Annotated in this window: 12 protein-coding genes; 4 read left to right on the plus strand and 8 right to left on the minus strand. The window is 64.0% G+C overall.

The features are described 5' to 3' along the window. Nucleotides 1-14: 14 nt before the first annotated feature. A complete protein-coding gene (locus A11A3_RS08845; protein WP_008928946.1) occupies nucleotides 15-320 on the minus strand; it encodes a hypothetical protein in 306 nt (101 codons plus the stop codon). Between the two features lie 318 nt (nucleotides 321-638). Then, nucleotides 639-1,709 (minus strand): fatty acid desaturase, encoded by a 1,071-nt coding sequence (locus tag A11A3_RS08850; RefSeq protein WP_008928947.1) that lies wholly within the window; start codon nucleotides 1,707-1,709, stop codon nucleotides 639-641. 93 nt (nucleotides 1,710-1,802) lie between these two features. Here A11A3_RS08850 and A11A3_RS08855 point away from each other — a divergent pair, with 93 nt between their 5' ends. Continuing rightward, nucleotides 1,803-2,792, plus strand: a complete 990-nt coding sequence (locus A11A3_RS08855; RefSeq protein ID WP_008928948.1) for an AraC family transcriptional regulator — start codon at nucleotides 1,803-1,805, stop codon at nucleotides 2,790-2,792. Between the two features lie 260 nt (nucleotides 2,793-3,052). On the opposite strand, the gene A11A3_RS08860 is transcribed toward A11A3_RS08855, so the two are convergent. The 6 genes from A11A3_RS08860 to def form a co-directional block, all read right to left on the minus strand. Then, complete coding sequence (locus A11A3_RS08860) at nucleotides 3,053-4,468, minus strand: amidase (RefSeq protein ID WP_008928949.1); 1,416 nt, start codon at nucleotides 4,466-4,468, stop codon at nucleotides 3,053-3,055. An 81-nt stretch (nucleotides 4,469-4,549) separates the two neighbouring features. Next, entirely contained in the window at nucleotides 4,550-6,001 is a 1,452-nt protein-coding gene (locus A11A3_RS08865; protein WP_008928950.1) for a TrkH family potassium uptake protein, read from the minus strand. Between the two features lie 157 nt (nucleotides 6,002-6,158). Next, nucleotides 6,159-7,535, minus strand: a complete 1,377-nt coding sequence (gene trkA, locus A11A3_RS08870; RefSeq protein WP_008928951.1) for a Trk system potassium transporter TrkA — start codon at nucleotides 7,533-7,535, stop codon at nucleotides 6,159-6,161. 6 nt (nucleotides 7,536-7,541) lie between these two features. Beyond that, nucleotides 7,542-8,840, minus strand: coding sequence for a 16S rRNA (cytosine(967)-C(5))-methyltransferase RsmB (gene rsmB / locus A11A3_RS08875; RefSeq protein ID WP_008928952.1), 1,299 nt, complete (start codon nucleotides 8,838-8,840; stop codon nucleotides 7,542-7,544). Next, nucleotides 8,827-9,783, minus strand: a complete 957-nt coding sequence (gene fmt / locus A11A3_RS08880; protein WP_008928953.1) for a methionyl-tRNA formyltransferase — start codon at nucleotides 9,781-9,783, stop codon at nucleotides 8,827-8,829. The genes rsmB and fmt overlap by 14 nt, the downstream gene beginning before the upstream one ends. A 90-nt stretch (nucleotides 9,784-9,873) precedes the next feature. Then, nucleotides 9,874-10,380, minus strand: a complete 507-nt coding sequence (def, locus tag A11A3_RS08885) for a peptide deformylase (RefSeq protein ID WP_008928954.1) — start codon at nucleotides 10,378-10,380, stop codon at nucleotides 9,874-9,876. A gap of 147 nt (nucleotides 10,381-10,527) precedes the next feature. On the opposite strand from def, the gene A11A3_RS08890 reads away from it, so the two are divergent. From A11A3_RS08890 to tsaC, 3 genes are read left to right on the plus strand one after another with little or no spacing between them, the layout of a single operon-like run. Then, nucleotides 10,528-11,598, plus strand: a complete 1,071-nt coding sequence (locus A11A3_RS08890) for a LysM peptidoglycan-binding domain-containing protein (RefSeq protein WP_008928955.1) — start codon at nucleotides 10,528-10,530, stop codon at nucleotides 11,596-11,598. A gap of 57 nt (nucleotides 11,599-11,655) precedes the next feature. Beyond that, entirely contained in the window at nucleotides 11,656-12,714 is a 1,059-nt protein-coding gene (dprA, locus tag A11A3_RS08895) for a DNA-processing protein DprA (protein ID WP_008928956.1), read from the plus strand. A gap of 54 nt (nucleotides 12,715-12,768) precedes the next feature. Further along, nucleotides 12,769-13,317 (plus strand): L-threonylcarbamoyladenylate synthase type 1 TsaC, encoded by a 549-nt coding sequence (tsaC, locus tag A11A3_RS08900; RefSeq protein WP_008928957.1) that lies wholly within the window; start codon nucleotides 12,769-12,771, stop codon nucleotides 13,315-13,317. The last annotated feature ends 15 nt before the right edge of the window (nucleotides 13,318-13,332 follow it).

Consider the following 13,332-nt stretch of genomic DNA (forward strand, 5'->3'; position numbering starts at 1 on the left):
GGGTTGATTTGGGATCACAGTCGCTTGTTAGCCGTGGGGGCCAGACGCTTTCCAGCATCCTGGCGTAAGGGTGCGAGAAAAAGGTCCTGCTTGCCCGGCACGCCTCCAGACCAGACAAAGTTACTTGTTTCCGCCAAGGCTGCTAGGGCTTCAGCCATGGGCAGCTCTGATGGGCCTTCAGCCTCATATCGGTAAATCTCGATCTCTCCGTCCGAGATCATGTCGGCAAGAAGGGCTTGCAGTTCTGCGAGAGGGATCTCTGACTCGTCAAGCAGATCATGAAGGTGGCACTCTTCCCTGATAAGTGTAGATAAATCCAAGTTACCTTCCTCGCCGCAGGCTAACAGCGTTCTATGGACTCTCTCCGTATAACTCGGTTCTATATAACTCTGGAACCCTCGTACATACTTCCCGATAAAAAGACTGCCATAACAACAGGTTGCGCCGCTATGGCAGATCTCCTACACGGATTTATAAGGAACCTTCCTTATAAATCCTGGCGGGCGGTTTCTGGTTCGGTCACAGCAAAGTGCTTGATTATAAAGAAAATTGCAAAGGGCTGTGTGGCCGCAAGGCGGCGTTCCGTTGAAAACAAAAAAGCCCGCATTGTGCGGGCTTCTGGGGTGAGCGTTTGCTGATCAGGCCGCTTGCGGTTTCTCGTGCATGCGGTTGGCGCGGCGGAAGGTGCCGAGATCATTGAAGCGCACGCCATTGTCCTTGAGTACCTGATGGGCCCGCTTGGCGGTCATCTGGCGGACATAGAAGGGGTCGCGGACCACGAAGTGGTGGATGGCGTGGGTGCTGCCGAAGTTGAAGCAGAAGGCCTGCAGCGGCCACAGCCACCAGACGTTGAGCACCTGGCACTGTTCGGTGATCTTGCCCGGTTCGTTGTCGCCGTAGTAATGCATGTTGGACGAGATGAAGTGCAGGCAGAAGGTGCGCAGCATGTTGGGGGCGATCAGCACCACCACCAGCGGCGTGACCCAGGTGAGTTGGGCGGTGACGATGGGCGGCCAGGCGATGCTGGTGCCGAACAGCCAGGCGATGCCGTTGGCCAGGTAATACAGCACGAACAGGTGCCAGATGGCGTGGACGATCACGCCCAGCGGGTTGTAGCTGACCAGGCCGATGAGGCGAAAGTTGCGGATGTCCTTGCGGGTAATCACGCCACGGCGATACAGCCTGAGCGGTTCGGTGAGGTATTTGGCGGCACGCAGGTAGACGGCCAGCATGTTGTCACCGACCATGATCAGGCGCTTGAGTCCCCATTTCTCACCGTTGGTGATGCCCCGTTCTTCCAGGTCGGTTTCGCCGCCGGAGTGCTTGTGGTGATGGAAGTGCAGGTGACGGCGCACCCAGGGGTTGATGGTGGTGGGGCGCCACAGGTAGACGCCGAGCATCATCAGATGGTGGATGACCTTGTTGTTCTTGAAGTACATCCAGTGAATCAGGTCGTGCTCCAGTTCGTGCAGCAGTGAGGTCCAGAAGGCGGTGAGAACAATCACCGCCCAGGCGGGCATCAGCCCCTGCAGGTAAAGCACGGCGTTGAGTGTGCAACCGGCGATGGCAATGGCAAAAATGCCGAAGCCGATGGCGTTCTGGTGCTTGAGCCAGCCATGCCGTTGCCGTATATCATCACTGATCGCGATGATTTCCCGTTGAATCTTTTTATCCGTGGCGGATTTGCCGCGGGCAGGTGTAGTCGCCATTGTGAAGACTCCTTTTCTCGATGGCGCCTATCCTGACGGGCGCAGGCAAGAAAAACTCGGCTTTGGCCGCCAACCGTTTGACCGGGGACGCCAATGGCAAATAAAAAACAGGCCGCCGCCCTGCTGATGGGGCCGCTGCTGCACCTGCTGCACGAGCGTGGCGTGGATGGCGAGGCCATTCTGCGCCGCCACGGGCTCGACCCGATGATGGTGCGTGACCCGGAGGCCAGGCTGGATGCGGCGGTGTCCACGGCGTTGCTGGATGACAGCCTGGCGGCGCTGGGTGACCCGGCCATGGCCATTGATGCGGCTCGCCATGCCCAGTACAACACCTTCGGTGCGCTCGGCCTGGCGGTGGCGGCGGGCGGTGACCTGCACAGCGTGCTCAACCGCATTACCCGCTTTCATCGCCTGATCAGTGACCTGGTCAGTACCGAGCTGACCGTGGACGACCGGACCGTGGCGCTGCACTTTGCCTCCAGCACCGACCATCAGCCCCATCCCCAGGCGATTGCCTTTGTCATGGCCAGCATCGTGCGCTTGCTGCGCATCCGCATTGATCGAGACCACAACCCGGTGGCCGTGGCGGCACCGGCCTGGATGGACCCGGCCCTGCGTTCGGCCCTGGCCCGTTATTGCCGCTGCCCGGTCACCGAGTCGGACAGTTACTCGCTGGCCTTCGACAAGGCCAATGCCCAGCAGATGCTGGCCGCCAGTGATACCCAGCTGGCGGCCATGCTGGATGCCACGCTCAGCCAGCGGCTGGCCGAGTCGGAGCATGGTTCGCTGGCCAGCCGCCTGACCCTGTGGATCGAGCAACGGCTGCCAGACGGTGAGCCGGCGCAGGCGGACGCGGCCGCCGCCCTGTGCCTGAGTACCCGCAGTCTGCAACGTCGATTGGCGGACGAGGGGCTGAGCTGGAAGAAGCTGCTGGAAGAGACCCGCAAGATGCTGGTGGAGCGGCACCTGCGCACGCCGGGCATGACGGTGACGCAGATGGCCTTTCTGCTGGGTTTTTCCGATGTCAGCGCCTTTTCCCGTGCCTTCAAGAAGTGGTACGGGGTGTCACCGAGTCAGTTTTAAGATTTATCGGGGAATGGCCGGGAATGCAGCCTGGTACAACGTCTGAGGTTGGACGTCAGACGCGATAGGCTGAAACCCCGGTGTCTTCCCGGCTCGTCCCCTGTGAGCCTGGTTTGCAAACGAAGACGGCTTGTTCGCGTGCAAGCACGCTCCCACAGGCAATGCCTGGATTGGTAGAAGGCGCTTGCAGGTGAAGGGGGTTGGCTCAGAGCTGTGCATCCGGCCTTGTACGTTGCCCGCTAATCCCCGAAGAACCCGTTTTAGGCCTGTTGGTATAACTGGCGCAATGGCTGGGCCTGTTCCAGTTCAAAGCCCAGTGCCAGCAGGGTGCGCTCGTCGCCATGGCGGCCGGAGAACTGCACGCCGATGGGCAGGCCCTGGTCGGTCTGGCCCATTGGCAGTGACAGGGCCGGGCTGCCGCTGGCGTTGTTGGCGGGGGTGAAGGTGGTATAGCGCAGCAGCCGCTCCAGCTGGGTGTCGAAGGGTACATCGGCGCCCAGGTAGCCCAGCGGCGGGGTGGTGTGGGCCAGCACCGGGCTGAGAATCACGTCGTAGTCATTGAAGGTGCGGGCATAACGCTGCTGGCTCTTTTTCAGCTGGCGGATCATGCCCGGTGTCTTCAGGAACCGCTGTTTGTAATAGTCCGCCAGGCCCAGGGTGAGCGGGTCCAGCTGACTGCGGTCAAAGCCCTGGGGAAACAGGGCCCGGCCGAACTGGCTGACGGAAAACGCCAGCATGGCCCAGTAGAGCAGAAAGTCGTCCACGAAGCGTTGCGGCAGGTCGATGCGGGCTTCCTCCACCCGGTGGCCGAGCCCTGCCAGCTGGCGGGCGGTGGCCTCCACCGTGGCGCGGGTCTGCGCGCAGCTGGGGTCGCCGGTGATGGAGTCGATCATCATGCCGATACGCAGGCGCCCCTTGCCGGGGCCGGTGACCTGGCCGATGGCGGGTAGTTTGCGGTTGCGGTAGTAGCGCTCGGCTTCGCTGAAGAAGTTGGCGGTATCACGCACGCTGCGGGTCAGCACACCGTCGCTGATGATGTTCACCGGCAGGGCCTTGCCGGCTTCCTGGGTCACCAGCCGGCCCCGGGTGCATTTCAGGCCCACCAGGCCACAGCAGGCGGCGGGGATGCGGATGGAGCCGCCGCCATCGTTGCCGTGGGCAATCGGCACCACGCCGGCGGCCACCAGGGCGGCGCTGCCGCCGGAGGAACCGCCGGCGGAATAATCGCCGTGCCAGGGGTTGTGGGTGGCGCCGTCGTGGGCCAGTTCGGTACTGGCGGTGAAGCCGAAGGCCGGCAGGCGGGTCTTGCCGATCACGTTAAAGCCCTGGGCCAGATATTGCCGGGCCAGCACGCTGGTTTTCTTCAGCGGCTTGCCGCCCACCGCGGCGCTGCCGTGCCGGGTCGGCAGGCCGGGCATGTCGATATTGTCCTTGATCAGGCTGGGAACGCCGGCGAAAAAGCCAGTAAACGTCTTTTCGCTGGCGCGCGCCTGACTGGCTTCCCGGTCCGTCAACACCATGGCATTGAGCTGTGGCTCCACCGCCGCCAGACGTGCCAGGGCGGCGTCCGTGGCTTCGCGCGGGTGGATCTCGCCTTTGGCGATCAGTGCGGCCAGAGCGGTGGCGTCGTGGTGGGCGAGGGCGTCATCAGTGAAGGCATGGACGGTGCGGGGCATGGGCTGGCCTCGGTAGCTAAAAGCGCATGGTGCCATGCCGCCCGCTGCCGTGCGGGCCAATCGCCCTGTCTGGGCGGGCGGCTACTGGCGCCAGAACATGGGCGTGAACAGCACCAGCATGGTGAAGATTTCCAGCCGGCCCAGCAGCATGTTCAGGCACAGGATCCACTTGGCCACTTCCGGCAGCTGGCCAAAGCTGTCGCTGACCCCGGCCAGGCCCGCGCCCAGGTTGTTGATGGTGGCGGCCACCGCGGAGAAGGAGGTGACGAAGTCCACGCCGGTGGCACACACCGCGATCACCGACAGCACGGCAATGCTGATGTAAACGCCGACAAAGCCCCACACTGCCTGCAACACCTGATCGTCCACCTTGCGGCGGCCGAAGCGCAGCACGAACAGCCCGGACGGGAAAATCAGCCGGCGCAGTTCCCGGTGGCCGTGGTGGAACACCAGGGCGGCGCGCACCACCTTGATACCGCCGGCGGTGGAGCCGGCGCAGCCGCCGATGAAGCTCGACAGGATCAGCATGAAGGGCACGAAGGTGGGCCAGTTGCTGATCGAGGTGCTGACAAAGCCGGTGCCGGTGGACAGGGACGCCACCTGCAGCAGGGTGTGGTGGAAGTCTTCCCAGCGGGTGGCAAAGACGTCATGGGCCAGCAGGCTGGAGAACACGATGATCACGTAGGCCAGCTGCAGGCCGAGGAAGAAACGCAGCTCCGGGTCCAGCCACAGGGCCTTGGGCGAGCGGTCCTTCCAGGCCACGAAGAACAGGGCAAAGTTGGTGGCGCCCAGCAGGATGAAAACGCTGGCAATGATGTTGATGGTGCCACTGTGGAAGTAGCCCAGGCTGGCGCTATGGGTGGAAAAACCGCCGGTGGACAGGGTGGAGAAGCTGTGACAGATGGCGTCGAACCAGCTCATGCCGGCCAGGTGATAGGCGCCGGCGCAGATCACCGTCAGGGCCACGTACAGGTACCACAGTGCCTTGGCGGTTTCGGCGATGCGCGGGGTGAGCTTGGTGTCCTTGCTGGGGCCGGGAATCTCCGCCTTGTACAGCTGCATGCCACCAATGCCCAGCATGGGCAGTACCGCCAGCGCCAGCACGATAACGCCCATGCCGCCCAGCCAGTTGGTCAGCGCCCGCCAGAACAGCAGCGATTTGGGCAGGTAATCGAGCCCGGAAAGCACCGAGGCACCGGTGGTGGTGAAGCCGGAGATGGACTCGAACACCGCATCGGTGATGCCCACATCCAGATCCGGTGACAGCAGGAACGGCAGGCCACCGATGATGCCCAGCACGCTCCAGAACAGGGTCACCACCAGGAAGCCGTCGCGGGGCTGCAGCTCGGCCTTGTGGCGGAAGAACGGCAGCCACAGGGCCAGCCCCACCAGCAGGGTGATGACAAAGGAAATCAGGAAGGGGGTTTCGCTGCCTTCCTGGAACCAGTAAGACACCAGCACCGGCGGCATCAGGGCAAAGCTGAACACCACCAGCAACAGACCAAGGATTTTCGAGATCAGGGCGTAATGCATGATTAAGAAGCCTGGTCGGACGACGGACGACGGACGACGGACGCGAAAACATTATGCTGCTGGCTGGATTTGCAGGCGTGCGACGTCCGACCCTCGACGTCCGACTCGGTTATAGGCGCTGTTTGCCTTGCCGCTGTTCCTGTCGCCATAGAATGCCCTAGAAGAAGGTAAACCCGACCTGGAACAGTTTTTCCACGTCCCGGGTGCGGCGTTTGTCGATCAGGAACAGGATGACGTGGTCGTCCGGCTCGATCACCACATCATCGTGGGCGATCAGCACCTTCTCGCCGCGCACGATGGCGCCGATGGTGGTGCCCTCCGGCAGGTCGATATCCTCGATGGCCCGGCCCACCACCTTGGAGGAGCGGGCATCGCCATGGGCGATGGCCTCGATGGCTTCCGCGGCGCCCCGACGCAGGGAATAGACGTTGACCACATCGCCACGGCGCACATGGCTGAGCAGGCTGCCGATGGTGGACTGCTGGGGCGAGATGGCGATATCGATGTCGTGCCCCTGCACCAGGTCCACGTAGGCCGGGTTGGAAATCAGCGTCATCACCTTGCGCGCGCCCAGGCGCTTGGCCAGCAGTGAGGCCATGATGTTGGCTTCGTCATCGTTGGTCAGGGCGCAGAACACGTCGGTGTTTTCGATGTTGGCCTTGAGCAGCTCGTCGCGGTCGGTGGCCATGCCCTGCAGCACCACGGTCTGGTGCAGTTTTTCCGCCAGCCACTCGGCACGGCCGCTGCTGCGTTCGATGACTTTGACGTTGTAGCGGTGCTGGATGCTCTTCGCCAACCGGTAGCCGATGTTGCCGCCGCCGGCGATCAGAATGCGCTTGTAGTTGTGCTCCAGCCGGCGCAGCTCACTCATCACTGCGCGGATGTCATTCTTGGCGGCGATGAAGAAGACCTCATCATCCGCTTCGATAACCGTGTTGCCCTCGGGAATGATGGGCCGGTTACGACGGAAGATGGCCGCCACCCGGGTGTCCACGTTGGGCATGTGCTTGCGCAGTTCGCGCAGCTCGTTGCCCACCAGCGGGCCGCCGTAGTAGGCGCGCACCGCCACCAGCTGCACCCGGCCGCCGGCGAAGTTGACCACCTGCAGGGCTCCCGGGTGTTCGATCAGGCGCTTGATGTAGTCGGTGACCACCTGTTCGGGGCTGATGATCACATCGATGGGCAGGGCGGTTTCGTTGAACAGCTTGTCGGCGCGGCTGGTGTAGTGGGCGGTACGGATACGGGCGATCTTGGAGGGGGTGCGGAACAGCGAGTAGGCCACCTGGCAGGCGATCATGTTGGCTTCGTCGGAGTTGGTCACCGCGATCAGCATGTCCGCGTCTTCGGCTCCGGCGTCACGCAGCACTGCCGGGTAGCAGCCCATGCCGCGTACCGTGCCGATGTCCAGGCGGTCGGCCAGTTCGCGCAGGCGATCCTCGTCGGTGTCGATCACCGTGATGTCGTTGCGCTCGTTGGCCAGGTTTTCCGCCAGTGTGCCGCCCACCTGGCCGGCACCGAGAATGATAATTTTCATGGTCGCTTAACGCGCTCCCCATGCCTTTTGCAGGCAAGCCACATAAAAACCGTCCGGCCCCTGTGCGCGGGGGAACAGTTGCCAGCCGGCAGCCACCATTGTGGCCTCTTCCGGGCGCGGCGTCACATCCTGCGCATCGGGCTGGCGGGCCAGGAAGGCCTCCACCTGCCGGTCGTTTTCCTGCCGCAGCACCGAACAGGTGGCATAAACCAGCATGCCGCCGGGCTTGAGCAGCGGCCATAGTGCATCCAGCATGCGAGCTTGTAAATCGGCCAGCGCCGTCAGGTCGCTGCGCTTGCGGTGCCAGCGCACGTCCGGCTGGCGACGCAGGATGCCGGTGGCGGAGCAGGGCGCATCCAGCAGGATGGCGTCGAAGGGGGTGCCATCCCACCAGCTTTGCGGCTGGCTGGCATCGCCCTGCATGAGCGTGGCCTGGTGGCCCAGGCGCTGCAGGTTCTCGGCCACCCGGGCCAGGCGTTTGTCCTCCAGCTCCAGGGCCACCAGCTGCGCCTCGGGGAAGCGTTCGGCCAGTTGCCCGGTCTTGCCACCGGGGGCGGCGCAGGCATCCAGGATGCGACCGTCCGCCGGGCATTGCAGCAGTTCAGCGGGCAACTGGGCGGCCTCGTCCTGCACTGACAGGGCGCCGTCGGCAAAGCCGGGTAACTGGTTCACCGGCCGGGGCGGCAGATAGAGGCTGAAGGGCGTCAGTCGGCCGGGCCGGGCCTCGGGCAGTTGTGCCAGCAGGGCCTCGCGATGGTGTTGCTGGCGATTGACGCGCAGGGTGAAGGGCGGCGGTTGCAGGCTGGCCTCGGCCAGCGCCTCGGCCTGTTCCGGCCAGTCCTGCTGCCATTGTTTCCACAGCCAGCCGGGCAGGCTGAAGCGGATCGCCGGTGGCAGATCGGCCAGGGCCTGGTCGGCACTCAGGCGGCTGGCCTTGCGCAGGATGGCGTTGCTCAGGCCGCTGGCCCAGCCGGCTTTCAGTTTGCGGCACAGGTCCGGGTAGGCGTTGACCACGGCATGGGCCGGCCGCTCGCTGAACCACAGTTCGTAAAGCCCGGCCAGCAGTGCCAGGCGCAGCGGTTGCACGCTGGGTTTGAGGGGCTTGTCGAGTTGCTGGTTGAGCCAGTGGTTGAGTGGCCGCAGGTAGCGGCAGACGCCGAAGCACAGGTCACGCATCAGGCCGCCGTCGGCGCCTTCCAGGGGAAAGTCGCGCAGCACCTCGCGCAGGCTTTCGCCGTCGCCCTGGCCGGGCAGTACCCGGTTGAGGACGCGCACCGCCGTAAGGCGCGGGTCAGGCGTCGCCAAGGGTGTCTCCCGCCTGGAACAGGTCCGGGTGGCCGCGCCGTACCTCGGCCACGGTCATGGCACGCTTGCCGGGCAGTTGCAGGGTTTCCAGGCACAGTACGCCATCGCCGGTGGCCACGTGCAGGCCGCTGTCATCCACCTGCAGCAGGGTGCCGGGCTCATCGTCCGGCTGGCCCGGCAGCGGGCTTTCACTGGCCTGCCAGACGCGCATGGGCTGACCATTGAGGGGCAGCCAGGCCACCGGCCAGGGATTGAAGGCGCGCACCCGGTTGTAGAGGGCGCGGGTGGGCAGCCGGAAATCCAGCCGGGCTTCCTGCTTGCTGAGCTTGTGGGCGTAGGTGACGCCGTCCTCCGGCTGCGCGGTGGCGTTGGCCAGGTAGTGCTCCAGGTCGTCGAGCACGGTGACCAGCAAGCGTGCGCCCTGGGCCGCCAGGCGGTCATGCAGCTGGCCGCCGGTTTCACTGTCACCAATGGGCAGGGCTTCACTCAGCAACATGGGGCCGGTGTCCAGGCCGGCTTCCATCTGCATGATGGTGTTGCCGGTTTGTGTGTCGCCGACGGTGATGGCGCGCTGGATCGGTGCGGCGCCGCGCCAGCGTGGCAGCAGCGAGCCGTGCACGTTGAGGCAGCCCTGGCGGGGAATATCCAGTACTGCCCGGGGGATGATCAGGCCGTAGGCCACCACCACCAGGGCATCCAGTTGCAGGTCGCGCAGCTGCTGGCGGATGTCGTCGCCCTTCAGGTTGTGCGGCTGCAGCACGTCGATGCCGTGGGCCTCGGCCAGTTGCTTGACCGGGCTTTTCTGGACCCTCTTGCCGCGACCGGCGGCCCGGTCCGGCTGGGTAAGGACGGCCACCACCTGGTGGTCACTGTCGAGCACCGCCTGCAGGCTGGCGGCGGCGAAGTCCGGGGTGCCGGCGAAGGCGAGACGGAGTGGTGTCAAAAGGAACCTCGGGGTGTTGGCGGCGGTTGTGCAGGAGCGTGCTCGGGCAGCGAGGGGTTTTCGCTTGCCGGCAAGCTCCTGCAGGGCATATCAGGCGCGCTGGCGATGGATCTTTTCCAGCTTCTTGCGGATGCGGTCGCGCTTGAGGCGAGACACGTAGTCCACGAACAGCTTGCCGTCCAGGTGGTCGATCTCGTGCTGGATGCAGGTGGCCAGCAGTTCGTCCGCCTCTTCCTCGAAGGTATTGCCATCCCGATCCAGGGCCTTGATGCGCACCCGGGCCGGCCGTTCCACCTTTTCGTAGAAGCCGGGCACCGACAGGCAGCCTTCCTCGTAGGGGGCGGTGTCGTCGGTGAGGGGGGTGATCTCCGGGTTGATGAAGACGCGGGGCTCGGACTTGTCCTCGGACAGGTCCATGACGATCAGCCGGATATGCACATTGACCTGGGAGGCGGCCAGGCCGATTCCCGGGGCGTCGTACATGGTTTCGAACATGTCGTCGATCAGTTTGCGAAGCTCGTCATCCACCTTTTCCACCGGCTTTGCTACCGTGCGAAGCCGGGGGTCAGGGAATTCCAGTATTTCCAGTTTGGCCATTTACCTTTCCAGAAGTTGCGGTAGCACTCGAAATTCGGTTGCTAAATATATGATCGCATTGCTAATATCCAAGAGAAACCGCGTCCAGAATGGGGGTACGCGGGCGGTCTTGGGGATGAGTCCAATAATGATAAAAGGAATCCGGTGATGATGAAATCGGTCCAGCGCGCCCTGACCTTCGGCCTTTTGCTGGCGGTCTCCGGTCTGGCGTCCGCTGAGGTCATGCTCAAAGAGGGGCATCCCAGCACATATTACGTGAAAAACGGCGATACCCTGTGGGATATCAGTGGCCGTTTCCTTGAACATCCCTGGCAGTGGCCGGAGATCTGGCAGATCAACGACGAGATCAGCAATCCTCACCTGATCTATCCCGGCGATGAAATCCATCTTACCTATGTGGACGGCGAACCGCGACTGACGGTCAAGCGTGGCGTGCAGGAAACCAAGATGCCCAATGGCGTGGTCAAACTGACCCCGCGGGTACGTGAGGTGGCCAACGATACCGCCATCCCGGCATTGCCCATGAGTGATATCCAGGCCTATCTGAAAGACGGCCTGGTGCTGGAGCGCGATGAAATCGCCAAGGCGCCCTACGTGGTGGGTGGCCAGGATCGCCGAGTGGTATTCGGTGAAGGCGATACCGTTTATGCCCGGGACGTGGATAACGAATGGCAAGACATGGACAGCAGCTACGGTTTCTTCCGTGTCGGTGAGCAATACGTGGACCCGGATACCCAGGAAGTGCTGGGTTACGAGGCTCGTCAGATCGGCACGGGGTCCGTGGCCGGCCACAATGATGACATGCTGACCCTGCACATTACCCGCTCCAGTGAGGATGTGCGCATTGATGATCGCCTGTTCTCCACCAGTGATCGCCGGGTGCGTGCTGTTCTGTACCCTTCTGCCCCGGATAACAAGATCGAAGCCAAGATCATCCGCTTCTTTGATCGCCTCAACAGCGTTGCCCGTGGCGATGTGGTGGTGATCAACAAGGGCATCCGTGATGGCCTCAAGGAAGGCAATGTTCTGGATGTCTATGGCGAGGGTGAAGTGGTGCGGGATCGTCAGAAAGGCGACATGGTTCAGCTGCCTCGCTCCAAGACCGGCACCCTGGTGGTGTTCCGCGTCTTCGACAAGGTCAGCTATGCTCTGGTAATGACGTCCACCCGGCCGATCTACATGAATGACGCGGCCGAAAGCCCGGCCGGCAGCTACTGATACCGGCGGCCGCCCTGGCCGCCTTTCATAACCGTCACGCACACAGGGAGGTGAGCGATGGACGGACAATTCCGGCGCCTGCTTTTGCAGGCGCTTTTCTGTCCCGCATCGGCGGCTCTGGGTCGCGCCCTGCAACACCTGGATGTGAACGCCCGGCTGGATGATTTCCTGCCTTTTCTGCCCGTGGGTCTGCGCGAGCGGGCGGCGCTGCTCGACAATACCGGCGAACTGCCCCTCTATTTCGACACCCTGCGTGAGGCGGGCTGGCGCTGGGTGGCACTGGGTGATGTGGATTACCCGCCCTTGCTGGCGTCGCTGCCGGAGGCCCCCGGGGTGCTGGCGGTACGGGGGCCGGTGTCGGTGTTGTCCCGGCCGGCCCTGGCCATGGTCGGGGCCCGCAATGCCTCCGCCGACGGGCTGGATAACAGTCACCGTTTTGCCCGTGCCCTGGCCCGTTCCGGTTTTGTGATTGTCAGTGGTCTGGCGCTGGGGGTGGATGCCGCCGCCCACCGGGGCGCCATGGCCGGTGGCCAGACCCTGGCGGTGATGGGCTGCGGCCCGGACCGGATCTACCCGGCGCGCCACAGCCTGCTGGCCGAGCAGATTGTTGAAGGGGGCGGTGCCCTGATTACCGAATTCGCCCCTGGCGCCGGCCCGGCCCGCCAGCACTTTCCCCTGCGCAATCGCATCATCAGTGGCCTGAGCCTGGCCACCATCGTGGTGGAAGCGGCCATCAAGAGCGGTTCGCTGATTACTGCCCGCACGGCGTTAAGCCAGGGGCGGGAAGTATTTGCGGTGCCCGGCGCCATCCACAATCCGCTCAGCAAGGGCTGCCATCAGCTGCTGCGTGACGGTGCCAGCTGGCTGGAGTCCCTGGACGATGTGTTCGAGGCCTTCGGTGAGTTCCGCCGCAGCGTGGAAGCCAGTGAGCTGGCGGCGCCGGCGCCGACCCTGATTCGCCATCTGACCAGCGGGCTGAATGATCTGGACAGCCTGCAACAACGCAGTGGCCTGCCCATGGCGGAGCTGGCCGGGCAGCTCTCCCAGCTGGAGCTGGATGGCTGGGTGGAGAAAGTCGCCGGCGGCTACCTGAAACGCTCGGGCGGTGGTGCTTGAGTCCGGGCCGGCGCCAAGGTACTTTGCCGCAGTCAAAATTGTGCGGACGATTCCATGCAACAGCATCTGGCAAGTGCGGCCGACATCCTGCGCCATGGCGGGCTGGTGGCCTACCCCACCGAGGCGGTGTACGGCCTGGGGTGTGATCCTTTTGATGAAGCGGCGGTCATGCGGCTGCTGGCGGTCAAGCAGCGTCCGGTGGCCAAGGGCCTGATTCTGCTGGCGGCGGATTTGCCGCAATTGTTGCCCTATATCAAGGTCACGGCGGCGCAGCAGGCTAAACTGGCCAGCAGTTGGCCGGCACCGGTGACCTTCCTGGTGGAAGCCAGTGAACGGGTGCCCGCCTGGGTACGCGGCGAACACGCCAAGGTGGCGGTGCGCGTCAGCGCCCACCCGCTGGCACGCCAGCTGGCGGCGCTGGCCGGTGGGCCGATCATTTCCACCAGTGCCAACATCAGTGGCCGGCCGTCGGCGCGTAACCGCTTTCAGGTGGCGCGCCAACTGGGCGAGCAGGTGGACTTTGTGGTGACCGGCGACTGTGACCGGGCCAGCAAACCCTCTACCATCATCGATTTGGAGACCGGGCGCACCCTGCGCGCCTGAATTGCCGGGAGAGCA

The sequence above is a fragment of the Alcanivorax hongdengensis A-11-3 genome, from assembly GCF_000300995.1.
GTDB classification, from domain to species: Bacteria; Pseudomonadota; Gammaproteobacteria; order Pseudomonadales; family Alcanivoracaceae; genus Alcanivorax; species Alcanivorax hongdengensis.

Bases quoted from the DNA above. Each gene is read 5' to 3' on its own strand.
- A11A3_RS08850 (WP_008928947.1), bottom strand. From the start codon at position 1,709: ATGGCGACTACACCTGCCCGCGGCAAATCCGCCACGGATAAAAAGATT.
- dprA (WP_008928956.1), top strand. From the start codon at position 11,656: ATGGACGGACAATTCCGGCGCCTGCTTTTGCAGGCGCTTTTCTGTCCC.
- A11A3_RS08855 (WP_008928948.1), top strand. From the start codon at position 1,803: ATGGCAAATAAAAAACAGGCCGCCGCCCTGCTGATGGGGCCGCTGCTG.
- A11A3_RS08865 (WP_008928950.1), bottom strand. From the start codon at position 6,001: ATGCATTACGCCCTGATCTCGAAAATCCTTGGTCTGTTGCTGGTGGTG.
- trkA (WP_008928951.1), bottom strand. From the start codon at position 7,535: ATGAAAATTATCATTCTCGGTGCCGGCCAGGTGGGCGGCACACTGGCG.
- A11A3_RS08890 (WP_008928955.1), top strand. From the start codon at position 10,528: ATGATGAAATCGGTCCAGCGCGCCCTGACCTTCGGCCTTTTGCTGGCG.
- A11A3_RS08860 (WP_008928949.1), bottom strand. From the start codon at position 4,468: ATGCCCCGCACCGTCCATGCCTTCACTGATGACGCCCTCGCCCACCAC.
- tsaC (WP_008928957.1), top strand. From the start codon at position 12,769: ATGCAACAGCATCTGGCAAGTGCGGCCGACATCCTGCGCCATGGCGGG.
- def (WP_008928954.1), bottom strand. From the start codon at position 10,380: ATGGCCAAACTGGAAATACTGGAATTCCCTGACCCCCGGCTTCGCACG.